The sequence below is a fragment of the Streptomyces sp. NBC_01428 genome (assembly GCF_036231965.1).
GTDB lineage: Bacteria > Actinomycetota > Actinomycetes > Streptomycetales > Streptomycetaceae > Streptomyces.
The window spans coordinates 6,594,544-6,620,578 of the sequence record NZ_CP109499.1 but is presented as its reverse complement, the minus strand read 5'-3'; the positions used below and the strand labels follow the sequence as shown (position 1 = coordinate 6,620,578).

At 69.9% G+C, this 26,035-nt stretch carries 22 protein-coding genes and 1 riboswitch; of the genes, 7 read left to right on the top strand and 15 right to left on the bottom strand.

Annotated elements, in window-relative coordinates:
* Positions 1-97 precede the first annotated feature (97 nt).
* Positions 98-862: a rhomboid family intramembrane serine protease gene (locus tag OG406_RS28620; protein ID WP_164373937.1), complete on the top strand. Its 765-nt coding sequence runs from the start codon at positions 98-100 to the stop codon at positions 860-862.
* A 43-nt stretch (positions 863-905) separates the two neighbouring features.
* Positions 906-1,187, top strand: a complete 282-nt coding sequence (locus OG406_RS28615; RefSeq protein WP_164373936.1) for an Lrp/AsnC family transcriptional regulator — start codon at positions 906-908, stop codon at positions 1,185-1,187.
* Between the two features lie 40 nt (positions 1,188-1,227).
* Here OG406_RS28615 and OG406_RS28610 read toward each other — a convergent pair whose 3' ends face one another.
* The 6 genes from OG406_RS28610 to ctaE all read right to left on the bottom strand — a co-directional run bounded on the left by OG406_RS28610 (position 1,228) and on the right by ctaE (position 8,386).
* Positions 1,228-2,589: an aminotransferase class V-fold PLP-dependent enzyme gene (locus OG406_RS28610; RefSeq protein WP_164373935.1), complete on the bottom strand. Its 1,362-nt coding sequence runs from the start codon at positions 2,587-2,589 to the stop codon at positions 1,228-1,230.
* A gap of 187 nt (positions 2,590-2,776) precedes the next feature.
* A riboswitch (SAM riboswitch) is annotated at positions 2,777-2,893 on the bottom strand.
* An 84-nt stretch (positions 2,894-2,977) separates the two neighbouring features.
* A complete protein-coding gene (gene trpD, locus OG406_RS28605) occupies positions 2,978-4,042 on the bottom strand; it encodes an anthranilate phosphoribosyltransferase (protein ID WP_329188503.1) in 1,065 nt (354 codons plus the stop codon).
* Positions 4,043-4,184: 142 nt separating this feature from the next.
* A complete protein-coding gene (gene qcrB / locus OG406_RS28600) occupies positions 4,185-5,822 on the bottom strand; it encodes a cytochrome bc1 complex cytochrome b subunit (protein WP_267050582.1) in 1,638 nt (545 codons plus the stop codon).
* A complete protein-coding gene (gene qcrA, locus OG406_RS28595) occupies positions 5,819-6,895 on the bottom strand; it encodes a cytochrome bc1 complex Rieske iron-sulfur subunit (protein WP_164373932.1) in 1,077 nt (358 codons plus the stop codon). Before qcrA ends, qcrB begins: the two co-directional genes overlap by 4 nt.
* Positions 6,892-7,701 (bottom strand): cytochrome bc1 complex diheme cytochrome c subunit, encoded by an 810-nt coding sequence (gene qcrC / locus OG406_RS28590; RefSeq protein WP_164373931.1) that lies wholly within the window; start codon positions 7,699-7,701, stop codon positions 6,892-6,894. The genes qcrA and qcrC overlap by 4 nt, the downstream gene beginning before the upstream one ends.
* 64 nt (positions 7,702-7,765) lie before the next feature.
* Positions 7,766-8,386 (bottom strand): aa3-type cytochrome oxidase subunit III, encoded by a 621-nt coding sequence (ctaE, locus tag OG406_RS28585; protein ID WP_081216795.1) that lies wholly within the window; start codon positions 8,384-8,386, stop codon positions 7,766-7,768.
* Positions 8,387-8,588: 202 nt separating this feature from the next.
* Between ctaE and OG406_RS28580 the strand changes: the two genes are divergently transcribed.
* The gene (locus OG406_RS28580) at positions 8,589-8,990 is read left to right on the top strand and encodes a hypothetical protein (RefSeq protein ID WP_329188501.1); all 402 of its coding nucleotides are present in this window, start codon (positions 8,589-8,591) and stop codon (positions 8,988-8,990) included.
* Positions 8,991-9,018: 28 nt separating this feature from the next.
* On the opposite strand, the gene OG406_RS28575 is transcribed toward OG406_RS28580, so the two are convergent.
* The 4 genes from OG406_RS28575 to ctaC form a co-directional block, all read right to left on the bottom strand.
* Positions 9,019-10,290, bottom strand: coding sequence for a L,D-transpeptidase (locus OG406_RS28575; protein ID WP_266848941.1), 1,272 nt, complete (start codon positions 10,288-10,290; stop codon positions 9,019-9,021).
* A gap of 130 nt (positions 10,291-10,420) precedes the next feature.
* Positions 10,421-10,819, bottom strand: a complete 399-nt coding sequence (locus tag OG406_RS28570; protein ID WP_081216798.1) for a cytochrome c oxidase subunit 4 — start codon at positions 10,817-10,819, stop codon at positions 10,421-10,423.
* A complete protein-coding gene (gene ctaD / locus OG406_RS28565) occupies positions 10,816-12,552 on the bottom strand; it encodes an aa3-type cytochrome oxidase subunit I (protein WP_081216799.1) in 1,737 nt (578 codons plus the stop codon). The genes OG406_RS28570 and ctaD overlap by 4 nt, the downstream gene beginning before the upstream one ends.
* A complete protein-coding gene (ctaC, locus tag OG406_RS28560) occupies positions 12,549-13,547 on the bottom strand; it encodes an aa3-type cytochrome oxidase subunit II (protein ID WP_382749417.1) in 999 nt (332 codons plus the stop codon). The genes ctaD and ctaC overlap by 4 nt, the downstream gene beginning before the upstream one ends.
* A 270-nt stretch (positions 13,548-13,817) precedes the next feature.
* On the opposite strand from ctaC, the gene OG406_RS28555 reads away from it, so the two are divergent.
* A complete protein-coding gene (locus tag OG406_RS28555) occupies positions 13,818-15,212 on the top strand; it encodes a cysteine desulfurase/sulfurtransferase TusA family protein (RefSeq protein ID WP_329188497.1) in 1,395 nt (464 codons plus the stop codon).
* A 51-nt stretch (positions 15,213-15,263) separates the two neighbouring features.
* On the opposite strand, the gene OG406_RS28550 is transcribed toward OG406_RS28555, so the two are convergent.
* On the bottom strand, positions 15,264-16,238 hold the full coding sequence (locus OG406_RS28550; protein WP_267050584.1) for a carbohydrate kinase family protein: 975 nt from the start codon (positions 16,236-16,238) through the stop codon (positions 15,264-15,266).
* Positions 16,239-16,372: 134 nt separating this feature from the next.
* Between OG406_RS28550 and OG406_RS28545 the strand changes: the two genes are divergently transcribed.
* Entirely contained in the window at positions 16,373-16,594 is a 222-nt protein-coding gene (locus tag OG406_RS28545; RefSeq protein WP_164373927.1) for a hypothetical protein, read from the top strand.
* 208 nt (positions 16,595-16,802) lie between these two features.
* Complete coding sequence (locus OG406_RS28540) at positions 16,803-18,578, top strand: hypothetical protein (RefSeq protein ID WP_443067115.1); 1,776 nt, start codon at positions 16,803-16,805, stop codon at positions 18,576-18,578.
* A 219-nt stretch (positions 18,579-18,797) separates the two neighbouring features.
* Here the strand turns inward: OG406_RS28540 and OG406_RS28535 are convergent, their stop codons facing one another.
* Positions 18,798-19,154: a HesB/IscA family protein gene (locus OG406_RS28535; protein WP_081216804.1), complete on the bottom strand. Its 357-nt coding sequence runs from the start codon at positions 19,152-19,154 to the stop codon at positions 18,798-18,800.
* 335 nt (positions 19,155-19,489) lie between these two features.
* Here OG406_RS28535 and nadA point away from each other — a divergent pair, with 335 nt between their 5' ends.
* Positions 19,490-20,674, top strand: coding sequence for a quinolinate synthase NadA (gene nadA / locus OG406_RS28530; RefSeq protein ID WP_081216805.1), 1,185 nt, complete (start codon positions 19,490-19,492; stop codon positions 20,672-20,674).
* Positions 20,675-20,769: 95 nt separating this feature from the next.
* Here the strand turns inward: nadA and OG406_RS28525 are convergent, their stop codons facing one another.
* The 3 genes from OG406_RS28525 to OG406_RS28515 form a co-directional block, all read right to left on the bottom strand.
* The gene (locus OG406_RS28525) at positions 20,770-23,958 is read right to left on the bottom strand and encodes an efflux RND transporter permease subunit (protein WP_329188494.1); all 3,189 of its coding nucleotides are present in this window, start codon (positions 23,956-23,958) and stop codon (positions 20,770-20,772) included.
* 154 nt (positions 23,959-24,112) lie between these two features.
* Positions 24,113-24,796 (bottom strand): response regulator, encoded by a 684-nt coding sequence (locus tag OG406_RS28520; RefSeq protein WP_081216807.1) that lies wholly within the window; start codon positions 24,794-24,796, stop codon positions 24,113-24,115.
* A complete protein-coding gene (locus OG406_RS28515) occupies positions 24,793-26,013 on the bottom strand; it encodes a sensor histidine kinase (protein ID WP_266613103.1) in 1,221 nt (406 codons plus the stop codon). Before OG406_RS28515 ends, OG406_RS28520 begins: the two co-directional genes overlap by 4 nt.
* Positions 26,014-26,035 lie beyond the last annotated feature (22 nt).

Here is a 26,035-nt window from a genome sequence, read left to right as displayed (position 1 = left end):
GCTCGTAACCCTACGGCCTGGCGGGTAGTCGACGCTCGGCCGTCCACGGCGGCGAGGCTGTCTGTGCCGATCCGTCCGGTACGTCATGCTCTGCACCATGATCGGCAATTGGAGTACGGCAATCGGCAGAGCGGTGCGGTCCCAGTCGGCACCGGTGACGTACGGGCTGATCGTCCTGTGCTGTCTGATCTTCGTCATCGGTCCCGCCTCGGGCCTCAATCCCGGGTACGGCACCGGGGACGAGCTGCTGGCCGTCCAACGGGCGTACTTCCGGCGCTGGGGCGTGGTGCCGGCCGATCTGTTCGGCGGGCCGCCCCGCGAGCTGCTCACCCCGGCCACGGCCCTGTTCATCCACGGCAGCTGGCTCCACCTCCTGGGCAACATGCTCTTCTTCTACGTCTTCGGGCTGCTGACCGAGGAACGCATGGGCCATGTGGAGTTCGCGCTGTTCTACCTCGGGTGCGGATACCTGGCCCTGCTCGGCTACGCGGCCGCCAACGCTTCCTCGGAGCAGTCCCTGGTCGGGGCGTCCGGGGCGATCTCCGCGGTGCTCGGCGCGTTCCTGTACCTGTTCCCCAAGGCCAGGGTCACCAGTCTCTTCCCGTTCCTGTTCTTCCTGCCGCTGCGGTTCCCGGCCTGGGTGGTGCTGCCGTTCTGGTTCACCCTGCAGTGGCTGGCGGCGGGCCAGAGCGAGTCGGGCCCCGGCGTCGCCTATCTGGCGCACCTGGTGGGCTTCTCGCTGGGCTTCGTCTACGCGTGGGTGCGGTTCGGGCGCCGCGGCACCGCCGTGCCCGTCGTGCCGGCCCTGGGGGGTCCGGTCGGTGCCCCGCCGGACGGACGGGGCCAGGTGGAGCGCGAGTAGGGTGAGATCCCCCAGCAGTGGCCCCCTAGGGAGAGAACCAGCCGTGATCACCGCGATCGTCCTCATCAAGACCAGCGTGGACCGGATCCCCGAGATCGCCGAGTCGATCGCGTCGCTGGAGAGCGTCAGCGAGGTCTTCTCCGTCACCGGCACCTACGACCTGATCGCCATGGTCCGGGTCAGGTCCCACGACGACCTCGCGGACGTCATCCCCGGCAGCATCAGCAAGATCCCGGGTGTCGAGGCGACGGACACGCACGTGGCGTTCCGCACGTACTCCCAGCACGACCTGGAGGCGGCGTTCGCGATCGGTCTCGACTCCTGACCGGTGCGTCCGCCGCCTCGCGGCATGTCGTCGTGGGTTCCTATACCGCCGGCACGCAGCGGCCGTCCTGGGTGCGGTACTGCCACCGCGCGCCGTCCCGCACCAGCTCGCGCACCGCGCGGACGAACCGCTCGACGTGCTCGTCGGGCGTCCCGGCGCCGAAGCTGACGCGGATGGCGTTGAGGGACTTCTCGCCGGGCGCCGCCTCGGGGGCGCCGCACTCCCCCTGGGTCTCGGGGTCGCTGCCGAGCAGTGTGCGCACCAGCGGGTGGGCGCAGAAGAGGCCGTCGCGGACGCCGATGCCGTACTCGGCGGACAGCGCGGCCGCGAAGTGCGAGCTGTTCCAGCCCTCGACGACGAAGGAGAGGACGCCGACCCGCGGGGCGTCGTCACCGAACAGGGAGAGGATCCGGACCTCGGGGACCTCGGCGAGGCCGGCACGGACGGTGCCGATCAGGTGCTGCTCCCGGGCGAGAAGGTTGTCGAAGCCCTCTTCGGTGAGCGCCTTGCAGGCCGACGCGATGGAGTAGGCGCCGATCACGTTCGGCGAGCCGGCCTCGTGGCGGGCCGCGCTGTCGTGCCACTCGACGTCCACGCCGCCGTCCGCGCGCCGGGTGACCTTGCGGCTGGCGCCGCCACCGGCGAGGTAGGGGTCGGCCTCGCGGAGCCAGTCGGAGCGGCCCGCGAGGACACCGGAGCCGAACGGCGCGTACAGCTTGTGGCCGGAGAAGGCGACCCAGTCGACGTCGAGGTCCTGGACGGACACCGGGTGGTGCGGGGCGAGCTGGGCGGCGTCGAGGACGATCCGGGCGCCGTGGGCGTGCGCGGCTGCGGCGAGCTCCCGCACCGGCCACAGCTCCCCGGTGACGTTCGAGGCGCCGGTGACGCAGACGAGGGCCGGTCCGTGGGGGTCACGGGCCGCGAGGGCGTGCTCCAGGGTCGCGACGGCCTCGCCGGGGGTGCGCGGGGCGTTCAGGTACGTCACCCGGGCGTCGCGCCAGGGCAGCAGCGAGGCGTGGTGCTCGGTCTCGAAGACGAAGACCTGGCAGTCGGCCGGGAGCGCGGCGGCGAGCAGGTTGAGCGAGTCCGTGGTGGAGCGGGTGAAGACGACCTGGTCGTCGGCCCGGCAGTCGAGGAACTCCGCGACGGTCCTGCGGGCGTTCTCGAAGAGGTCGGTGGACAGCTGCGAGAGGTACCCGGCACCGCGGTGGACGCTGCCGTAGTACGGGGCGTACGCGGCGACGTCGTCCCACACCCGCTGGAGGGCGGGGGCGCTGGCGGCGTAGTCGAGAGCGGCGTAGCTGACCTCGCCGCCGGTGACGAGCGGCACGGTGACGTCGCGGCCGAGGACGGGCAGCGGGGCACAGACGGAGGTGTCGGCGGCGGTGGTGGTGACAGACATGGCGGGCTCCTGTGAGGCAGGCGGGATCGCCGCGCGAGCCGGCCGCCCGGAGGCAGCGCTCGGCGCAGGAAGGGGAGAAAAGGGTGTGCGGAGGCGGGGCTCGGCGCCCTATCGCATTCGCTTGCTCACAGAAGGCTCCCTCGAACGACCAGGACCCCTGGTTACGTCCACTCGAAAGAGTGGGAGGGGTCCGCGCTTGCCGTAGACCTCGCTGCCTACGGCCTGGTCTTCACCCGGGGCACCCCGCCACGGACGGAGGGTTGCCGGACAGCCGGCCGGGGCCTGATGGCTGTCGCTCATGACCTGGTACAGCATCTTGCCAGAAGATCTTCGACGCGCAAGGCGCGGTCCGAATTGTGGACCGCGCCTTGCGTCACGCCGGCGTCGCTCAGGCGTTGCTGGCCGCCACCCACCGGTCGAGGGTGCGCTTCGCGGCCCCGGAGTCGATCGCCTCCGCCGCCTTCGCCATACCGGCCCGGAGCTGGTCCGCGAGGGGCGCGTCGGCCGGCGACAGGGCCACCAGGGCGGCCGCCGAGTTCAGCAGCACGGCGTCGCGCACCGGCCCGGTCTCGCCGTCCAGCAGCCGCCGGGCGACCTCCGCGTTGTACGCGGCGTCGGCTCCGCGCAGCGCCTCCACCGGAACGACGTCGAGGCCGACGTCGCGGGGGTGGAAGTGCTCCTCCGTGACCTTGCCGTCGCGGACCACCCAGACCCGGGAGCCGGCGGTGGTGGTCAGCTCGTCGAGGCCGTCGTCGCCGCGGAAGACGAGCGAGGAGTTGCCGCGCTCGGCGAAGACGCCCGCCACGATGGGCGCCATCCGGGGGTCGGCGACCCCGACCGCCTGGGCCTTGACCCGGGCCGGATTCGTCAGCGGTCCGAGCACGTTGAAGGTCGTCCGGATGCCGAGCTGTCCGCGCGCCGCCGCCACATGGCGCAGCGCCGGGTGGAACTTGACCGCGAAGCAGAAGGTGATCCCGGCCTCCTCGGCCACCTCCGCGACCCGCTTCACCGTCAGCTGGAGATTGACGCCGAGCTTCTCCAGGACGTCCGAGGAGCCGGACGCGGAGGACGCGGCCCGGTTGCCGTGCTTGACGACCTTGGCGCCGGTGCCGGCCACCACGATCGAGGACATGGTGGAGATGTTGACGGTCTTCGCGCCGTCGCCGCCCGTGCCGACGATGTCGACGGTCCGCCCGGGCACCTCGATCACGTTGGCGTGCTCGTACATCGCCCGGACCAGGCCGGAGATCTCCTGGACGGTCTCGCCCTTGGCCCGCAGGGCCACCACGAAGCCGGCGATCTGCGCGTCGGTCGCCTCGCCGCGCATGATGCGGTCCATCGCCCAGGCCGTGTCGTCCGCGCTCTGGTCGCGGCCTTCGAGAAGGCCGTTCAGTACCTCGGGCCAGGAACGGCCCGCCGCGGTGTCGCCTCCAGCGGGGTTCACAGCGCTCATGGTCGCTCCTGGGTTCCTGGGTCACGCGAGTGGGTTCGCCCCGCAGCACGGGGGTGAGTCCACCCTATCCAGCCCCGGAGACGGCGAAGAGCCCCGTCCGTGGACGGGGCTCCTGCCGTGGCGAACCGGGGTGTCGCGGGGATCAGTGGTGGCCGTGGCCGCTCGTGATCTCCTTGTACTCCTCGACGGTGGGCTTGGGGATCTGGTTGTCCTCCCCGTAGAAGCCCTTGCTCATCTTGGCGCGCAGCTTCTGCGCGCTGTTGACCTTGCGCTCGACACCGTTCTCGTCGACCGCCGGGCCGATCTCGGCCGGCTTGTACTGGTCGTGCGCGGTGAGCGTGTGCAGCGCGTCCTGGCTGAGCGGCTCGTGCACCTCGATGAACTCACCGTGCGGCAGGCGCTTGATGATGCCCGACTCGCGGCCGTGCAGCACCTTGTCCCGGTCCCGGCGCTGGAGGCCGAGGCAGATCCGCTTGGTGGCGAGGAACGTGAGCACCGGCACGACGAAGAAGGCGATGCGCACGAACCAGGTGATCGAGTTGATCGCCAGGTGGAAGTGCGTGGCCCAGATGTCGTTGCCGCCGCCGACGAGGAGCACGAAGTACCAGCTGATCCAGGCGACGCCGAACGCGGTCCGGGTCGGGACGTTGCGCGGGCGGTCCAGGATGTGGTGCTCGCGCTTGTCGCCGGTGACCCAGGACTCGATGAACGGGTAGACCGCGATCGCGACCAGGACCAGCGGGAAGATGACCAGCGGGATGAACACGCCCAGGACGAGCGTGTGACCCCAGAGGTTGATCTCCCAGCCCGGCATGACACGGATCAGGCCCTCGGAGAAGCCCATGTACCAGTCCGGCTGGGCGCCGGTGGACACCTGGTCCGGACGGTAGGGACCCAGCGACCAGATCGGGTTGATCGAGGCGATCGCCGCGATGGCCGCGATGACACCGAAGACCAGGAAGAAGAAGCCTCCGGCCTTGGCCATGTAGACCGGCAGCAGCGGCATGCCGACGACGTTCTTGTTCGTCTTGCCGGGGCCCGCGAACTGGGTGTGCTTGTGGTAGAAGACCAGGATCAGGTGGCCGACGACCAGGCCGAGCATGATGCCCGGCAGCAGCAGCACGTGCACCGAGTAGAAGCGGGCCACGAAGTCGCCGCCCGGGAACTCGCCGCCGAAGAGGAAGAACGACAGGTACGTGCCGACGATCGGCACGGACAGGACCGCGCCCTCCATGAAGCGGACACCGGTACCGGAGAGCAGGTCGTCCGGGAGCGAGTAACCGGTGAAGCCGGTGAACATGCCGAGGACGAACAGCAGGAATCCGAAGACCCAGTTGACCTCACGGGGCTTGCGGAACGCACCCGTGAAGAACACGCGCATCATGTGCACGAACATGCCGGCGAGGAAGATCAGCGCGGCCCAGTGGTGGATCTGACGGATCAGCAGGCCACCGCGCACATCGAAGGAGATGTGCATGGTCGAGTTGAACGCCTCGGACATCAGCTGTCCCTGCAGCGGGACGTAGCTGCCGTGGTACTCCACCTCGTTCATCGACGGGTGGAAGAACAGCGTCAGGTACACACCCGTGAGGATGATGATGATGAAGCTGTACAGGCAGATCTCACCCAGCATGAACGACCAGTGGTCGGGGAAGATCTTGCGCATGTTGGCCTTGGCCAGGGAGTAGATCCCCAGGCGGCCGTCGGCCCAGTCGGCTACCCGCTCACCGGCGGGCGCCTTCTCGCGCGAGCGCGAGTCGGAGGTGGTCGTAGTGCTCATCCGCGCTCCCAGAATGCAGGACCGACGGGCACTTCGAAGTCGCCGAGCGCTTCGAGGTAACCCTCATCGTTCACGCCGATGCGCAGCTGCGGCAGCGGGTGACCGGCCGGGCCGAAGATGACTCGGGCACCGTCGGAGAGGTCGAAGGTGGACTGGTGGCACGGGCACAGCGCGTGGTGCGTCTGCTGCTCGTACAGGGAGATCGGGCAGCCGACGTGGGTGCAGATCTTCGAGTACGCCACGATGCCCTGGTAGGACCACTCGAGTTCCTGCTTGTCCTTGATGTTGTCCGGCTGGAGCCGGATGATCATCAGGGCCGCCTTGGCGATCTGCTTCTGGAAGTCCTCGTCGTGCTCCTCCAGGCCCTCGGGCTTGACGAAGGTCAGAGAACCGACGGCCACGTCCGAGGGACGGAGCGGCTCGTTGGTGTTCATGTTGACGAGGAGCTTGCCCTTGGACCACAGGGTGTGGCGGAGCTTCGTGCCGGGCAGCGGACCGAGGTCGCGCAGCAGCATGACGCCGGAGAGCGGGAACAGGGCCAGCGCGCCGAACATCGTGTTGCGGATCAGCTTGCGACGGCCGAGCGCGGACTCCTTGGCACCCTGCTTGAAGTCGGCCAGGACCTTGGCCTTGACCTCGGGCTCCGCCTCGATCGCGTGACGCTCGTCGGCGATCTCCACGTCGGACATCAGGGTGCGGGCCCAGTGGACCGCGCCTGCGCCGATCGCGAACAGTGCCACCCCGAGCGTCAGACCCAGCGTGAAGTTCAGCGCGCTGATGTGACCGATCGGGAAGACGTAGATCGACTTGTCGTTGGGGATCGCCACGTACGCGACGATGAAGGCGACGGTCGCCAGCATCGACAGCACGAACAGCAGGGCCACAAGTCGCTCGGACCGCTTGGCGGCCTGCTCGTCGATGTCCTGGATGCGGTGCTCGTGGGGCGGCAGCCCCGGGTCCGCGAACGGGTTCTGCTCGTCCGCGACGGCGACCGAGGCATGACCGTGACCGGCGTGGTCGTCGGTGGCCCGCTCAGCGGGCACGTTCTCTTCTGGAATGTCTTGGCTACTCATGACTTCTTGGCCTTTGCGGTCCGAGCGGCGACCCAGACGGCGACGGCGACCAGGGTGCCAAGTCCGAAGATCCAGCCGAACAGGCCCTCGCTGACCGGTCCGAGACCGCCCAGTTCGAGACCGCCGGGGCTCTCGGTGTTGTCACCGTTGACCGCGTCGAGGTACGCGATGATGTCCTTCTTGTTCTTCTCCGTCAGCGTGGTGTCGGGGAAGGACGGCATGTTCTGCGGGCCCGTCTGCATGGCCTCGTAGATGTGCTTCGGGTCGACACCCTCAAGAGTCGGCGCGAACTTGCCGTGGGTCAGCGCGCCGCCCTTGCCGGTGAAGTTGTGGCACTGGGCGCAGTTGGTGCGGAACAGTTCGCCACCCTTGGCGATGTCCGCGCCCTCGGGACTGACCTGGCTCTTCGTCGGGACCGAAGGACCGGCCCCGAGCGAGGCGATGAACGCCGCGAGCTGGTCGATCTCGGCCTGCGAGTAGATGACCTTCTTCTTCGGGATCTGCGCGCCGGGCTGCTGGGCCGGCATACGTCCGGTGCCGACCTGGAAGTCGACCGCCGCGGCGCCCACTCCCACCAGGCTCGGCCCGTCGGAGGTGCCCTGACCGCCGGTTCCGTGGCAGCTTGCGCAGCCCACGGCGTACAGCTTCTTGCCCTCGGTGATGGCGAGGGACTGGGCGGTTTCATCGGCCTGCGCCTTGCCCGCGGGTGCGAACGCGGCGTACAGCCCCCCGGTGGCCGCCAGCGCGAGGAGTAGGACGACGACCGCCGCCAGCGGATGGCGTCGTCGTGCGGAGAGCTTTTTCACGGATTACCCCGGTGTCAGGATCTTCTGCGTCGGTGCTTCTGGATGTTTCGGGCTCCGGGCCCGATTACTTGATCAGGTAGATCGTGGCGAAGAGGCCGATCCAGACGACATCGACGAAGTGCCAGTAGTAGGACACGACGATGGCGGCGGTTGCCTGCTCGTGAGTGAACCGCCGAGCCGCATAGGTGCGACCAAGGACCAGCAGGAAGGCGATGAGTCCGCCCGTCACATGCAGTCCGTGGAAGCCGGTGGTCAGGTAGAACACCGAGCCGTACGGGTCGGAGGAGAGCGAGAGCCCGTCCTTCTTGACCAGTTCGGTGTACTCGAAGACCTGACCGCCGATGAAGATCGCACCCATGATGAAGGTGACGGTGAACCACATCCTGAGCTTCTTCACGTCCCCGCGCTCGGCGGCGAAGACGCCGAGCTGACAGGTCAGGGAGGAGAGCACCAGGATCGTGGTGTTCGTCGCCGAGAACGGAAGGTTCAGGCTGGACGCCATTTCCTTCCAGTGATCCGGCCCGGTCACCGATCGCAGGGTGAAGTACATCGCGAAGAGGGCCGCGAAGAACATCAGCTCGGAACTCAGCCAGATGATGGTTCCGACGCTGGTGAGGTTCGGCCGATTGACCGACGGGTGCGCGTGCCCGGTTTCTACTGTCGTTGCTGTCGCCACGACCGACATTATGTCGGTCGCTTATCCCGCCCTCACCCCGGGGGGTGCCGTTCGGAGTGTTGACGGGGTGTGTCCAGCCCGTATGGCCCATCGAAGCCCTGTCCGAACCGGTGTTGACGAGGTGTTCAAGGGAGTAGCATCCGCGCATCGGGCAGGCTCCGGCCGGCCCGGCCGCTTCATGTCCGTACGACGCCGACGTCCCGGAGGAAGAATGCAGCCGACCGCCACGGTGCTGGTCTACAGCGACGACTCCAACACCCGCGCACAGGTGCGGCTCGCCACCGGGCGCAGGCCCGCTCCGGACGTTCCCCTCGTGGAGTTCGTCGAGTGCGCGACGCCGGCCGCCGTCGTCATGGAGCTCGACAAGGGCGGCATCGACGTGTGCGTGCTGGACGGCGAGGCGGTTCCGCTCGGCGGCATGGGCGTCTGCCGGCAGATCAAGGACGAGGTCTTCGACTGCCCGCCCGCGCTCGTCCTCATCGGGCGCCCGCAGGACGCCTGGCTGGCCACCTGGAGCCGTGCGGACGCCGCAGTCACCCTTCCGGTCGACCCGGTGGAGTTCGCCGCCTCCCTGGCCACCCTGCTGCGCCGCAAGAACCTGCAGAGCGCCTGAGGACCCGCGCCCCTCTCGGGGCGCGGTCTCACACACTCTCGGGGCGAAGCCTCGCGCGCTCGGCCGGGGTCGGGGCGTCCGGGGATCCGCCCACCAGGGCGCTGCCCTCGCGCCAGTTCTTCCAGTCGAGGTTCCAGTCGCCGAAGCCGTTGCCGAACGCGTCCATCATGTCGCCGTTCGAGTTGACGACCTTGACGACGTCACCCTCGTTGAAGGTGTCGAAGAACCACTCGGCGTTGCTGGTGCTCATGCCGGTGCAGCCGTGGCTGACGTTGGCGGACCCCTGCGAGCCGGTCGACCACGGCGCGGCGTGCACGTACTCGCCGCTCCAGGTCACCCGGGTGGCGTAGTACACGGGCAGGTCGTAGGAGTCCGAACTGCCCTCGGCGATACCGATGCTGGTACCGCGCATTTGTACGTAGTACTCCTTGCCCAGCACGACCTTGACGCCGTTGCGGGTCTCGAAGCCGGGCTTGCCGGTGGTGACGGGGATCTCGTTGATCTGCTCGCCGTTGCGGTAGACCGTCATCTCGTGCGAGGCGGCGTCGGTGACGGCGACGAGCCGGTCGCCCGTGGTGAGCTTCAGGGTCTTGGCGTTGCCGCCCCACAGCCGCTCACCGATCTTGATGCCGGCGAGGTTGCTGTGCGCCGTGACCGTGGCGTGGGTGGGCCAGTACTCCTTGGGGCGGTAGTGGAGCGTCTTGTCGTCCACCCAGTGCCAGGCGCCGTCCACGGCGGGCGTGGAGTCGACCTTGAGAGCGCGCTCGACGACGGCGCGGGCCGCCTTGTCCTTGACGGGGGCGCTCAGTTCGGCGGTGACGGGCTGACCGACCCCGTACTTGCCGGCCTTGGGGCCGAACTCGACGTCGAGCGTCTTCTTGGTCTTGGGTGTGCTGGTGTCGAAGCCGAGGACCTTGCGCCCGGGGGCGCCGTCCTCGTCCTCGGTGCTCACCCGGACCGTGTAGTGGGCTCCTGCGGCCAGCGGGGAGGTGCTGTGCCAGCGACTGCCGTCGGCGGACAGTTCGCCCGCCACATAGCGTCCTGACGCGTCGGTGGCCGTCACGTCGGTGATGCGCCCGTCGTCATCCTCGGAGGTGATTTCGAGCGGCTTGTCGGGGTCGACCTTGCCGGGCTTCTTGCTCTCTCCGACGGGGCCGTTGAACGAGATCTGTCCCGCCGCGTCGTACGGCTTCGCCGAGAGCGGGTGGCCGTCGGAGCCGCAGGCGGTGGCGCCCGCTCCGAGGGCGACCACCAGCGCGGTGCAGCTGACGACCGTGCGGATTCGCGGTGAGTGGTTCATGAGCTCACGCTATGAACGCCCGTCAAGGACGGCGCGCCGGGTGGGCCGACCGAGGGACGGAAGTCGTGGCAAACGGGGGAGCCCGGACTCTCCTGACGGAGTGTCCGGGCTCCCCGGGGTTCAGCGCGTGCTACTGGGTGCGGTTCTCACCGTGGTAGTACTCGAAGACCCAGCCCCACAGGCCGATCACGATGATCGGGGCCGAGAAGTAGAGCAGCCACCAGCCGAAGACGACGCCCATGAAGGCCAGGGCGCCGCCGACGCCCAGCGCGAGCGGCTGCCAGCTGTGCGGGCTGAAGAAGCCCACCTCGCCGGCCTCGTCCGCGACGTCGGCCTCCTTGTTGTCCTGCGCCAGCTGGTCGACCCGCCGGGCCGTGAAGGCCAGGTAGTAGCCGATCATCACGCTCAGGCCGAAGCCCATGAAGAGGGCCGTGGTGCCGGCCGGCTCCTTGGACCACACGCCGTACACGATCCCCATGACGAGGATGAACGCGGCGAGCCAGAGGAACATCTTGCCTTGGACCTTCACTTGCCGGCCTCCTTGCCACCAGCGAGAGCCGACGAACCGGAACCGGCGTGCTCGAGCTGGTCGAGCGCGGCGATCTCGGGGTGGTGCAGGTCGAACGCCGGGGACTCACTGCGGATCCGCGGCAGGGTGAGGAAGTTGTGCCGCGGCGGCGGGCACGAGGTGGCCCACTCCAGCGAGCGGCCGTAGCCCCACGGGTCGTCGACCTCGACCTTCTTGCCGTACTTGGCCGTCTTCCACACGTTGTAGAGGAACGGCAGGATCGACAGGCCGAGCAGGAACGAGCTGATCGTGGAGATCGTGTTCAGCGCGGTGAAGCCGTCGGCCGCGAGGTAGTCCGCGTAGCGACGCGGCATGCCCTCGGCACCCAGCCAGTGCTGCACCAGGAACGTGCCGTGGAAGCCCACGAACAGCGTCCAGAAGGTGATCTTGCCGAGCCGCTCGTCGAGCATCTTGCCCGTCATCTTCGGCCACCAGAAGTGGAAGCCGGAGAACATCGCGAACACCACGGTGCCGAACACCACGTAGTGGAAGTGCGCCACCACGAAGTACGAGTCCGAGACGTGGAAGTCCATCGGCGGCGAGGCCAGGATGACGCCGGTCAGACCACCGAAGGTGAAGGTGATCAGGAAGCCGACGGCCCAGAGCATCGGTGTCTCGAAGGACAACGAGCCCTTCCACATCGTTCCGATCCAGTTGAAGAACTTCACGCCCGTCGGTACGGCGATGAGGAACGTCATGAAGGAGAAGAACGGGAGCAGTACGCCACCGGTGACGTACATGTGGTGCGCCCACACGGTCACGGACAGACCGGCGATCGCGATGGTCGCGCCGATGAGGCCCATGTAGCCGAACATCGGCTTGCGGGAGAACACCGGGATGACTTCGGAGATGATGCCGAAGAACGGCAGCGCGATGATGTACACCTCTGGATGGCCGAAGAACCAGAAGAGGTGTTGCCAGAGCAGCGCTCCACCGTTGGCCGCATCGAAGACATGTGCCCCGAATTTTCGATCCGCCTCCAGGGCGAACAGGGCCGCCGCGAGAACGGGGAAGGCGAGCAGCACCAGCACGGCGGTGAGCAGCACGTTCCAGACGAAGATCGGCATGCGGAACATCGTCATGCCGGGAGCGCGCATGCAGATGATCGTGGTGATGAAGTTGACCGCGCCGAGGATGGTGCCGAAGCCGGAGAAGGCCAGACCCATGATCCACATGTCGGCGCCGATGCCCGGCGAGCGGACCGCGTCGGACAGCGGGCTGTAGGCGAACCAGCCGAAGTCGGCCGCGCCCTGCGGGGTGAGGAAGCCACCGACCGCGATCGTCGAGCCGAACAGGTAGAGCCAGTAGGCGAACATGTTCAGCCGCGGGAACGCCACGTCGGGCGCGCCGATCTGCAGCGGCATGATCCAGTTCGTGAAACCGGCGAACAGCGGCGTCGCGAACATCAGCAGCATGATCGTGCCGTGCATCGTGAACGCCTGGTTGAACTGCTCGTTCGACATGATCTGCAGTCCGGGGCGCGCCAGTTCGGCGCGCATGAGCAGCGCCATGACGCCGCCGATGCAGAAGAACGCGAACGACGTGACCAGATACAACGTGCCGATCGTCTTGTGGTCCGTGGTGGTGAGCCACTTGATCACAACACTGCCGGGCTGCTTGCGCCGAACCGGCAGCTCGCTCTCGTACGAGTCTTCGGCTGCGTCGGCACCCTGGGGTTCGTTGAGGATGCTCACAGGTTGTTCGTCTCCCGGTTCTTCTCGTGGCCCGTCTGCTCAATGCCGGCCGGGACGTAACCGGTCTGTCCCTTCGCCGCGAGCTCCTTGAGGTGGGCCTCGTAGCGCTCGGGGGAGACGACCTTCACGTTGAAGAGCATCCGGGAGTGGTCGACGCCGCACAGCTCGGCACACTTGCCCAGGAAGGTGCCCTCATGGTTGGGCGTCACCTGGAAGGAGTTGGTGTGCCCCGGGATGACGTCCTGCTTCATGAGGAACGGCACCACCCAGAAGGAGTGGATGACGTCACGCGAAGTGAGGACGAAGCGGACCGTCTTGCCCTTGGGGAGCCAGAGGGTCGGACCCGGGTTGCCCGTCTGCGGGTTCTTCGTGCCGGGCGTGCCGACGTCGTAGACACCGCCGGCGTTCGCCGGGAACTGCTTCTTGAACCGGTCCGGAATGGCCGCCAGGTTCGGGTCTGTCTTGGCGTTCCCGGTGGAGCCGGGGACGTCCGCGACGTAGTTGAAGCCCCAGCTCCACTGGAAGCCCACCACGTTGACCGTGACGTCGGGCTTCTTGTCGAGGCTGAGGAGCTTCGTCTCGTCGCGGGCGGTGAAGTAGAACAGCACCGAGACGATGATGAGCGGGACCACGGTGTACAACGCCTCGATGGGCATGTTGTACCGGGTCTGCTGAGGAACTTCGACCTTGGTCCGGCTGCGCCGATGGAAGACGACGCTCCACAGGATCAGGCCCCAGACCAGCACGCCCGTGGCGAGCGCGGCCGCCCACGAGCCCTGCCAGAGGGAGAGGATCCGCGGAGCCTCATCCGTCACCGGGGTGGGCATACCAAGGCGGGGGAAGTCTTCCCAGTTGTACGAGCAACCAGTGGCTGTCGCCAGGACCAGGCCCGCAGTCATTGCCTGCAGCAGCTTCCGCCGCATCGGGCGCCGCGGCGTGGGGGTACCGCCCGCGCCCCCCAGGGCGTGGGGGAGGTCGGAGCCGTTGGGACTCACGTAGCGCCTTCCCGAGAGTCTCGCCCGCGCTGTTGGCTGCGGCCTTCTCGCTGGTCGGTCGCCGCCCTGCGTCGGGCAGGGGTTTGGATGTTTATGCGGACCAAACCCTACTGGACGCTATTTGGGGTCGCGCGGGGAGGGTGCCCAACGCGCCGCCCGACTCCCCGAAGGAGTGCCGTTTCGCCTGTGGGGCACTCTTCCGCGCCCTGGAATGCCCCACTCCGGATGCCTTCTGACGGTGCCTTTGGGGCGACGGACTAGCGTGGTGGCGTGTCCTACTTCGACGCCGCGTCCGCGGCTCCGCTGCACCCCGTCGCCCGACAGGCCCTGCAGGCCTCGCTCGACGAGGGGTGGGCCGACCCCGCCCGCCTGTACCGGGAGGGACGGCGGGCCCGGCTGCTGCTCGACGCCGCGCGCGAGGCGGCGGCCGACGCGGTGGGCTGCCGCCCCGACGAGCTGACCTTCACCACCTCCGGAACCCGCGCGGTGCACTCCGGGATCGCGGGCGCCCTGGCGGGCCGGCGGCGCGTCGGAGGCCACCTGATCGTGTCAGCCGTCGAACACTCGTCGGTGCTCCATTCGGCGGAGTCGCACGAGGTGTCGGGCGGCACGGCGACACGGATCCCGGTCGACCGGACGGGCCGGGTGTCGCCTTCCGCGTACGCGGAGGCCCTGCGCGCCGACACCGCGCTGGCCTGTCTGCAGTCGGCCAACCACGAGGTGGGGACCGAACAGCCGGTGGCCGAGGTGGCACAGGTGTGCCGGGGGGCGGGTGTGCCGCTCCTGGTGGACGCGGCGCAGTCGCTGGGCTGGGGCCGGGTGGAGGGCGACTGGTCCCTGCTGACGGCAAGTGCCCACAAGTGGGGCGGGCCTTCGGGCGTCGGACTGCTCGTGGTGCGCAAGGGAGCCCGGTTCGCCCCCCAAGGGCCCGCGGACGAGCGGGAGTCGGGACGGGCGCCCGGTTTCGAGAACATCCCGGCCGTCGTGGCGGCGGCGGCCTCGCTGCGCGCGGTCCGCGCGGAGGCCGAGCGGGAGGCGGCGCGGCTGCGGGAGCTGACGGAGCGGATCCGGGTACGGGTGCCCGGTCTGGTCCCGGACGTCGAGGTGGTCGGCGACCCGGTCCGGCGACTGCCGGGGATCGTGACCTTCTCCTGTCTCTATGTCGACGGGGAGACACTGCTGCACGAGCTGGACCGGGTGGGCTTCTCCGTCTCCTCGGGCTCGTCGTGCACGAGCAGTACCCTCACCCCCAGCCACGTCCTGAAGGCCATGGGCGTCCTGAGCGAGGGGAACGTCCGGGTGTCGCTGCCGCCGGGCACCCCGGAGGACGAGGTCGAGCGGTTCCTCGCGGCGCTGCCGGACACCGTCGCGGCGGTGCGCGAGAAGCTCGGCGCGCCGAGCTCGGCGGTGGTGAAGGAGGAGGAGGCCGCCGCCCCGGTCGACTCCCTGGTGGTCGACGCGCTGGGCAGGCGCTGCCCGATCCCCGTCATCGAGCTGGCCAAGGTCATCGGGGACGTGCCGGTCGGCGGCACGGTGCGGGTCCTCGCCGACGACGAGGCGGCCCGGCTCGACATCCCGGCGTGGTGCGAGATGCGGGGGCAGGAGTACGTCGGTGAGGAGCCGGCGGACCACGGCTCGGCCTATGTGGTCCGCCGGCTGTCCTAGTCGGTCACGGCGGGCCCGGAGCGGGAAGGCTCCGGGGTTCCGCCGGTCCTGCTAGGAGAGGTGCGTCTGGACCTCGGCGGCGGCCTCGTGGCCGTACGCCTTGGTGAAGCGGTCCATGAAGTGGCCGCGGCGCAGCTGGTACTCCTGCGTGCCGACCGTCTCGATGACGAGGGTGGCGAGCATGCAGCCGACCTGGGCGGCGCGCTCGTGGGAGACGCCCCAGGCGAGACCGGAGAGGAAACCGGCGCGGAACGCGTCGCCGACGCCGGTCGGGTCCGCCTTGAGCTCCTCCTCCGGGCAGCCGACCTCGATCGGGTCCTCGCCGACGCGCTCGATGCGGACACCGCGCGCGCCGAGGGTGGTGACCCGGTGGCCGACCTTGGAGAGGATCTCCTCCTCGGTCCAGCCCGTCTTGGACTCGATGAGGCCCTTCTCGTACTCGTTGGAGAAGAGGTACGTCGCGCCGTCCAGCAGTATCCGGATCTCGTCGCCGTTCATGCGCGCGATCTGCTGCGAGAAGTCGGCGGCGAAGGGGATCGCGCGGGAGCGGCACTCCTCGGTGTGGCGGAGCATCCCCTCGGGGTCGTCCGCGCCGATCAGGACGAGGTCGAGGCCGCCGACCCGGTCCGCGACGGACTTCAGCTCGATGAGACGGGCCTCGCTCATCGCCCCCGTGTAGAAGGAGCCGATCTGGTTGTGGTCGGCGTCCGTCGTGCACACGAAGCGCGCGGTGTGCAGCACCTCGGAGATGCGGACGGAGTCGGTGTCGACGCCGTGCCGGTCCAGCCAGGCGCGGTACTCCGCGAAGTCGGAGCCGGCCGCACCGACGAGGATCGGCCGGGTGCCGAGCTGGCCCATGCCGAACGCGATGTTCGCGCCGACCCCGCCCCGGCGGACGTCGAGGTTGTCGACCAGGAAGGACAGGGAGACCGTGTGCAGCTGGTCCGCGACCAACTGGTCGGCGAATCGGCCGGGAAAGGTCATGAGGTGGTCGGTGGCGATGGAGCCGGTGACTGCGATACGCACGGCTAGGACACGCTCCTGCGAGGGGAGGGGATTGACAGTTAACGCTACCGGTTCGGCACGGGACCTCTGAAGCGGGCAAAACTACCCGATAGTAGATCTTTCTTCGTGACGGCAGGCGTGCATACGGTTCCGGTATGACGAACCTCAAGGTCCCAGGCACCCCTCCGCTCGGCCAGGCCGGCGACCTGGACGGCGATCTCGCGACACTGCGCGGCGACTGCGCCCGGATGGCCGGGAACTGGGCGGCTCCCACGGCGGCCTCCGCCCTCCCCGTCTCCCCCTCCCTCATCCACGGGGTGACCGTGCCGTCCACCTCGGCGCGGATGCTCGACGGGATGTCCGACTACGGCGACTGAGCGCGCCGCCGGAGCGGTGCCGCCGTCCGGGTGAGGGCCCGGCGGCGCCGTCCGGGTGAAACGCGCGGAGCGCCCGCAGGGAACCGTGCGCTCCCCCGCTGCGTCCCATCGCCGTCCCCCGTAAAGGGGACGCGGTGTACGACCTCGCGGGGCCCGTCTTCGACAGGGCCCGGCCAGGGGACAGCAGTGGAGCCGAAGGAGCGATGCGGTGAGCAGCGAGCGACCCGACGACGACGCGACCGATCCCGTCGAGGGTGACGCCAGGGGTCCTGTCGAGGACGCCGCGGAGGAAGCCGTCGCGGAACCCGCAGAGAAGGACACCGAGGCACGTGACGGGCGTTCCCCCGCGGAGTCCCGGGACTCCGGGGACTCCGGGGACTCCGGGGACTCCGGGGACTCCGGGGACTCCGGGGACTCCGGCGAAGTGCGTGCCGCGGGCCCTTCCGGGGAGCGGGACGCGGACGACGGTCCGGCCGTGCCGCGCCGGCGGCCCACCGCCGTGATCGTCGCGGTCGCCGCGGCGGTGCTGCTCGTCGGGGGCGGCGGCGCGTACGTCGCCACGAGCGCGGCCGGCGGCAGCGGCTCCCCGGGGACGCCCGCCGGTGACGGCACTCCCCCGCCGCTCGCGCTGGACGGTTACTCCGAGACGACCACGAGCACCGGATCCACCGGCGGCCCGAACGGCATCGCGCCCGGCGAGCCCGACCCCTACGGCACGACCTACCGCGCCGACGGCAAGCTGCCGGAAGGACCCGGCTCCGCCCCCGTCCACTGGGCCGAGGGCGGCGTGACCCGGGCGGAGGTGGAGCGGCTCGCGAAGGCGCTGGACCTGGCCGGCACACCCCGGCTGGTCGGAGACGCCTGGACGGTCGGTGCGGTGAAGGACGGTTCGGAGCCCAATCTGCGGGTGAACGCGGACGCTCCGGGGACCTGGACGTTCAGCTACGCGATCCCCGGGACCGACAACTGCCCCCGGGGCAAGCCGTGCCGGCCCGGCGGGCCGGGCGGGTCGGGGGGGTCCGGCGGTCTGTCGGGGGCGGGTCCCGGTCCCGTCGGTGAGGCCGCGGCGAAGAAGGCCGCGGCTCCCGTGCTCAAGGCCATGGGCCAGGACGACGCGAAGCTCGACGCCACCCAGCTCATGGACCGGGTGCGGGTGGTGAACGCCGACCCGGTGGTGGGCGGTCTGCCGACCTACGGGTGGACGACCGGGCTCCGGATCGACGGTGAGGGTCATGTCATCGGCGGCAGCGGCCAGTTGAAGACGCCGGTGAAGGGCGACACCTACCCGGTCGTCGGAGCGCGGCGGACGCTGGACCTGATGAACGGGTCCTCGTCGGGAGCCTCGCCGTCGGGCGGCGGGCGCATGGGGATCGGCGGCTGCGCCAGCCCCGTACCGCTGAAGGACCGCGACGAGCAGCCGTGCGAGCACCCGACCACGGGGGGCACGGCGCAGTCGGTGACCGTGGAGAAGGCGACCTTCGGACTGGCGGCGCACCGGGCGGACGGGCGGCAGGCGCTGGTGCCGTCGTGGCTGTTCGAGGTGCGCGCGCCGGGTGCCGGGGACACCTACACCGTGACGCATCCGGCGATCGACCCCGAGTTCCTGACCGCGCCCGAGGCCCCGGGGCAGCCGACCCCGGCTCCCACGTCGCCGGGGGACGAGTCCTCGGCGAGCCCGCGGGATGTGCACGTCCAGGGCTACACGGCGGACGGCGGTGAGCTGACCGTCTCCTTCACCGGCGGGGTGTGCGCCACCTACACGGTCGCGGCGAAGGAGAGCGGGGACCGGGTGACCGTCACGGTCACGGAGAAGCCGGAGAAGGGCAAGGTCTGCATCCTGATCGCCAAGATCTACCAGCGGACGGTGCGCCTGGACGGGCCCCTGGACGGCCGGAGCGTCGTCGGGAGCGACGGCCGGGTGATCCACCAGGGGCGGGTCACCGAGCCCGGAGCGTCCGGGACCACCGGCGCGGGACCGCGGTAGTACCGGCGGTCGCGGCGGGACGCGGGGTCGGCTGCGGCGGCCCGGCGGGCTCCGGACACACGAAGGCGGCGTCCCCGTCGGAGGGGGACGCCGCCTTCGTCCGTACTCGGCGTGCGGACGTGTTCGGCCGGAGCCGTGAGCCGCGGGCTCGGCTCAGTGGCAGTCGGCACCGGCGAACCCGGGCCCGGTCGATGCCGGGCCCGGCCGGGCCGTGCCGTCCTAGCTGAAGGAGTCGCCGCAGGCGCAGGAGCCGGTCGCGTTCGGGTTGTCGATCGTGAAGCCCTGCTTCTCGATGGTGTCCACGAAGTCGATCGAGGCGCCGCCGAGGTACGGGGCGCTCATGCGGTCGGTGACGACCTTGACGCCGCCGAAGTCCTTCACGACGTCGCCGTCGAGGGAGCGCTCGTCGAAGAACAGCTGATACCGCAGACCCGAGCAGCCGCCGGGCTGAACGGCGACGCGCAGCGCCAGGTCCTCGCGGCCTTCCTGGTCGAGCAGGGCCTTGACCTTGCCCGCGGCGGCGTCGGACAGGATGATGCCGTCGCTCACGGTGGTGGTCTCGTCCGATACGGACATCTGCTTCTCTCCCGGGTTGTACGGAGACTGCTTGCCGACGGTTGCAACCGGCGGGGCCGCGGATTCATTCCGGGCCGTGTGCGTGTCTTTGCCTTCTCCGTTCATGCTCGCACACCCGCCCTCGCACGGGCCACGGCCTGTGGACAACCCCACGGGCGGCGGGGCGCACCCCGCCGGAGCGGCGATCGGGATTCACGTCACATGGACGCTATGGACATCGTCAACATGACGTGAAGCGGTTATGATAGATAACGTCAATTCGACGAAAAGGCATCGTTCCGCCGGGCCGCTCCCCTACGGGCCCGGCGAGCCGCAGAACAGAAAGGGTGCGTGTCGTGACCACCGCCCAGACCCAGGATCTCGACGTACAGCCGACGCCCCTCGCCCTGCTGCTGCTCGGCCGCGAGGCCGACCCGAGGAGCGAGCGCGGTGTCGAGTGCCCCGGCGACCTGCCCTCCCCGTCCGACCCGGACCTGGTCGAGCGCGCCCGCGCGGCCAAGGAGAAGCTCGGCGACAAGGTCTTCGTGCTCGGCCACCACTACCAGCGCGACGAGGTCATCCAGTTCGCGGACGTGACCGGTGACTCCTTCAAGCTGGCCCGGGACGCGGCGGCCCGCCCGGAGGCCGAGTACATCGTGTTCTGCGGCGTGCACTTCATGGCCGAGTCCGCGGACATCCTCACCGGCGACGACCAGAAGGTCGTCCTCCCCGACCTCGCCGCGGGCTGCTCGATGGCCGACATGGCCACCGCCGAGCAGGTCGCCGAGTGCTGGGACGTGCTGACCGACGCCGGCATAGCCGAGCAGGTCGTGCCCGTCTCGTACATGAACTCCTCCGCCGACATCAAGGCGTTCACGGGCAAGCACGGCGGCACGATCTGCACGTCGTCGAACGCCGAGCGGGCCCTGGAGTGGGCCTTCGAGCAGGGCTCGAAGGTGCTCTTCCTGCCCGACCAGCACCTCGGCCGCAACACCGCCGTCCGCGACATGGGCCTGTCCCTGGACGACTGTGTGCTCTACAACCCGCACAAGCCGAACGGCGGGCTGACCCAGGAGCAGCTGCGCGACGCGAAGATGATCCTGTGGCGCGGCCACTGCTCGGTGCACGGACGCTTCAGCCTGGACTCGGTGAACGACGTCCGCGAGCGCATCCCGGGCGTCAACGTCCTCGTGCACCCCGAGTGCCGTCACGAGGTCGTCGCGGCGGCCGACTACGTCGGCTCCACGGAGTACATCATCAAGGCCCTGGAGGCGGCCCCGGCCGGCTCGAAGTGGGCGATCGGCACGGAGCTGAACCTCGTGCGGCGCCTCGCGAAGCGGTTCGCACCCGAGGGCAAGGAGATCGTCTTCCTCGACAAGACGGTCTGCTTCTGCTCGACCATGAACCGCATCGACCTGCCGCACCTGGTGTGGACCCTGGAGTCCCTCGCCGAGGGCAACCTCGTCAACCGGATCGAGGTCGACAAGGAGACCGAGGCGTTCGCGAAGCTGGCGCTGGAGCGGATGCTGGCGCTGCCGTAGCCCGCACCGGTGCCGGCACCGGCACTGAGCAGTACGGACAAGGGCCCCCGTCCCGGCGTGTGAACGCCGGGACGGGGGCCCTTGTGGTGAACCGGTCAGACTCCGGCCGGCTCCGGGGACTTGTCCCCGTCCTTGTCCTTGTTGTCGTTCCCGCTCTCGTTCTCGTTCTCGTCGGACTGCTCGTCGTCCCCGCGGCCGGCGGTGTCCGCACCGGACTTCGCCGCCCGCTTCGCCGCCTTCTTCTTCGCGCGGCGCTCCTTGCGGAGTTCGACCATCGCGTAGAGCGTCGGCACGAGCAGCAGGGTGAGCAGCGTCGAGGTGATGAGACCGCCGATCACGACCACCGCGAGCGGCTGCGCGATGAAGCCGCCCTCGCCGGTCACACCCAGCGCCATGGGCAACAGGGCGAAGATCGTCGCCAGTGCCGTCATCAGGATCGGACGGAGCCGGTGCCGGCCGCCCTCGACGACGGCCTCGACCACGCCGTACCCCTGCTTGCGGTACTGGTTGATCAGGTCGATCAGCACGATCGCGTTGGTCACCACGATGCCGATGAGCATCAGCATGCCGATCATCGCCGGGACGCCCATCGGGGTGCCGGTGAGGACGAGCAGGCCGATCGCGCCGGTCGAGGCGAACGGGATCGACACGAGCAGGATCAGCGGCTGGATCAGCGAGCGGAACGTCGCCACGAGCAGCATGAAGACGATCGCGATCGCCGCCAGCATCGCGAGGCCCAGCGACGCGAACGCGTCGTCCTGGTCCGACGAGACGCCGCCGATCGACGCCGTGGCACCCGCGGGCAGCTTCAGCTTGTCGAGCTTCGCGGTGAGGTCCGCGCTGACGGCGCCCGTGTTGTCGCCGGTCGGCTTGGCCGAGATGGTGGCCGCGCGCTGACCGTCGATCCGGGTCATCGAGACCGGCCCGTCGACCAGCTTCACGTCCGCGATGTCACCGAGCTTCACCGCGCCGAGCCGCAGCCCGCGCAGCTCCGCGAGCGTGGTGGCCGGCTCGGCGGACCGGATGACGACGTCCCGCTCGGAGTCGTCCAGGATCGCCTTGCCGCTGGTGGTTCCACGGACCGCCTCGCCGACGGCCGCGCCGAGCGTGGCGTCGTTGAAACCGGCCGCCGCCGCCTTGGAGTTGGCCTTGACCGAGATGCGCGGCACGCTCTGCGCGAGGTCGCTCGTGACGTCGGTGACGTCGTCGAGCTTCGCCACCTCGTCACGGACCTTGCCCGCGGCCTCGCGCAGCACGTCCCCGTCGGCCGCCTTCACGACGACGCTGAGGTCCTGGCTGCCGAAGCCGTCACCGGCGGACACCGTGGTGGTGCCGACGCCGGAGAGCGCGCCGAGCCCCTTCTCGATGCGGTCCTGGACGTCCTCGTACGAGGCCGCGTCGTCCAGCATGACCTGGTAGGACGCCTGGTTCGTGTCCGTGCCGCCGCCGAAGGCCGCCATGAAGCCGGAGGAGCCGATGGTGACCTGGTAGTTCTTGACGCCCTTGATGCCGCCGAGGAGCTTCTCGACCTTCTTCGCCTGCGCGTCGGTCGCGGCCAGGCTGGTGCCGGGCTTCAACTCCTGCTTGACGGTGAGGACTTCCTGCTCGCCCTGGTCGAAGAAGTTCGTCTTCAGCAGCGGCGCCATGCCGAACGTACCGACGAGGACGGCGACCGCGATCAGCACACTGGTGAGCCGGCGCCGCGTGGCGAAGCGCAGGACGGGGACGTAGAAGCGCTGCAGACGGCTGCGCTCCTCCTTCTCCTCGGCCTTGCGCCGGGCCTCCTTCGCGTCCGCCGGTGTGCCCTTGGGGGCGCGCAGGAACCAGTAGGAGAGGACCGGGACGACCGTCAGCGAGACGAGCAGGGAGGCGAGGAGCGCCGCCGTGACCGTGATGCTGAAGGAGCCGAACAGTTCGCCGACCATGCCGCCGGTCAGACCGATCGGCAGGAAGACGGCCACCGTGGTGAGGGTCGAGGACGTGACCGCCCCGGCGACCTCGCGGACCGCCGCGAGGATCGCCTGCTCGCGCTCCTCGCCGTAGCCGAGGTGCCGCTTGATGTTCTCCAGGACGACGATCGAGTCGTCGACGACCCGGCCGATCGCGATGGTGAGCGCGCCGAGCGTCAGCATGTTGAGCGACAGGTCGCGGGTCCACAGGACGACCAGGGCCAGCACCACGGAGAGCGGGATGGACACGGCGGTGACCAGCGTCGAGCGGACCGACGCGAGGAACAGCAGGATGACCAGGACCGCGAAGAGGAGGCCCAGGGCGCCCTCGGTGGTCAGGCCGTGGATGGACTTGGAGACGGCGGGGCCCTGGTCGCTGACGACGGTGATCGTCGAGCCGGCGCCGAGGTCCTTGCGCAGACCGGAGAGCTTGTCCTTGACGGCGTCGGAGATGGCGACCGCGCTGCCGTCGTGGTCCATGGTGACGCTCACGGCGAGGCTCGGACGGCCGTCGGTGCGCGTGATGGAGTCGGCCGGGGCCTGCTCCTGCCGGACGGTGGCGACGGCGCCGAGGCGCACGGGCTTCTTGCCGGGGCCGCCGGCGACCATCAGGTCCTTGATCTGGCCGAGCGAGGTGAAGCCGCCGCCGACCTGGACGGTGCGGTTGCTGCCGTCCTCGTCGAAGGAGCCGGCCGGGACGGTCGCCCCGCCCGCCTGGAGGGCCTGGCCGAGGGCGGCGGAGGTGAGTCCGGCCTTCGCCATCTTCCCGTCGTCGGGCGTGACGGTGACCTGGAGGTCCCGCACACCGGCGACGGTGACCCGGCCGACGCCGTCGATGTCCTCCAGGGACGGGACGACGGTCCGGTCGAGCTGGTCGGAGAGGGCCTGCTGGTCCTTGTCGGAGGTGACGGCGAGGACGACGGTCGGCATGTCGTCCGTCGAACCCGCGATGACCTGCGGGTCGACGCTGTCCGGGAGTTGGGCGCGGGCCCGGTTCACGGCCTGCTGGACGTCGGCGACGAGCTGCTTGGTGTCGTTGCCGTAGTCGAAGGACGCCATGATCACGGCGTTGCCCTCGGCGGCGGTGGAGGTGACACCCGTGATGCCGTCGACGCCTTCGAGGTTGTCCTCGATGGGTTCGACGACCTGCTTCTCGACCACATCCGGAGAGGCACCCTGGTACGGCGCGAGCACGGACACCATGGGCAGTTCGATGGTGGGCAGCAGCTGCTGCTTGAGCTGGGGGATCGCTATCGCCCCGAAGACGAGCGCGATGATCGACATCAGCCCGATGAGGGCCCGCTGCGCGAGGCTGAATCTGGACAGCCAGGACATGGGTGGTGGGTCTCTCTTCTGTGGTTCGAGCGGAAGGCGGGGAGCGTGGGCACCCCACGTCACACCCTGGGCCATGGACGGGCGACGATCCGTAGCCCCTGGGTCCATTTCCTTACGCGGAACCTACTCCAGGCGCAGTACGCCCAGGTGGACCTCAGTCCACCCGTGGACGTACCAGACCGGACTCGTAAGCGATCACGACCAGTTGGGCCCGGTCGCGGGCGCCGAGCTTGGCCATGGCCCGGTTGACGTGCGTCTTCACCGTGAGCGGGCTGACTTCGAGGCGCTCGGCGATCTCGTCGTTGGAGTGCCCTCCGGCGACCTGGACGAGGACCTCGCGCTCGCGCCCGGTGAGTGCGGAGAGCCGGCCGGCGCCGGCCGGGCCGGGCCCGTCCTCGTCGCCGTCGCCCTGGGCGAGGAACTTGGCGATCAGGCCCTTGGTGGCCGCGGGGGACAGCAGGGCCTCGCCGCCGGCGGCGATCCGGATGGCGGCGAGCAGCTCGTCGGGCTCGGCACCCTTGCCGAGGAATCCGGAGGCGCCGGCCCGCAGCGACTGCACGACGTACTCGTCGACCTCGAAGGTCGTCAGCATCACGACCCGGACGTGCGCGAGGCCGGGGTCGGCGGTGATGAGGCGGGTGGCGGCGAGGCCGTCCGTACCGGGCATGCGGATGTCCATGAGCACGACGTCGGCCCGCTCGCTGCGGGTCAGCGCGACCGCCTCGGCGCCCTCGGACGCCTCCCCCACGACCTCCATGTCCGGCTCGGAGTCGACGAGCACACGGAACGCGCTGCGCAGCAGGGCCTGGTCGTCGGCGAGCACGACACGGATGGTCATACGGGGTCCCCCAGGGCAGGCGCGCGGTTCTTGACCGGAAGGATCGCATGGACGCGGAAGCCGCCTCCGTAGCGGGGACCGGCCGTGCAGCTCCCGCCGATCGCGGTGGCCCGCTCCCGCATGCCGAGCAGTCCGTGACCGCCGCCCTCCTGCGGGCCGATGTCCTGGCCCGGCCCGTTGTCGAGGACGGTCACCTCCACGTTGTCCCCGACGCGGACGACGCTGACCTCGGCCTTCGCCTCCGGGCCCGCGTGCTTGCGGACGTTGGTCAGCGCCTCCTGGATCACGCGGTACGCGGCGAGGTCGACGGCGGCGGGCAGCGGGGGGCCCTGGTCGGAACGGGCCACCTCCACGGGCAGGCCCGCGTTGCGGAAGGTGTCCGCGAGTTCGTCGAGGCGGGCCAGTCCGGGGGCGGGTTCGGTGGGGGCCTCGGGGTCGCCGGTCTGCCGCAGCAGGCCGACGGTGGCGCGCAGCTCGTTCAGCGCGGACCGGCTGGCCTCGCGTACGTGGGCGAGGGCCTCCTTGGCCTGATCGGGCCGCTTGTCCATGACGTGGGAGGCGACGCCCGCCTGCACGTTGACGAGCGCGATGTGGTGGGCGACGACGTCGTGCAGGTCCCGGGCGATGCGCAGCCGTTCCTCGGCGACGCGGCGGCGCGCCTCCTCCTCGCGGGTGCGTTCGGCGCGTTCGGCGCGCTCGCGGATGGCGTGCACGAAGGCGCGCCGGCTGCGGACGGCGTCGCCGGCTGCGGCGGCCATGCCGGTCCAGGCGAAGATGCCGAGGTTCTCCTGCGCGTACCAGGGGAGCGGCCCGGCGAGCATCGCGACGGCGGTCAGGACGGTCATGGTGACCAGTCCGACCCGCCAGGTCGTGGGACGGTCGGTCGTCGAGGCCACGGTGTAGAGGGCGACGACGGCGGACATCACCACCGGCGCCCTGGGGTCGCCGGTGACCAGCTCGGCCAGGGAGAAGGCGCCGGTCGCCGCGAGGACCTTCATCGGGGCCCGGCGGCGGAAGACGAGCGCGCCGGCGCCGAGCACCATGAGGACGAGGCTGAGGGCGTCGGGGGTGCGGGCGCTCCAGGTCGTGCCGTTCTCGCCGTGCGGGTCGACGAAGGAGCCGGCCGCCATACAGGCGAGGACGCCGGTGGCGAGGGCGGCGTCCAGGGCGAGGGGGTGGGCGCGCAGCCAGTCCCTCGTACGCTCCAGGGTGCTCACCCGCCCACGGTACGGTGCTCCG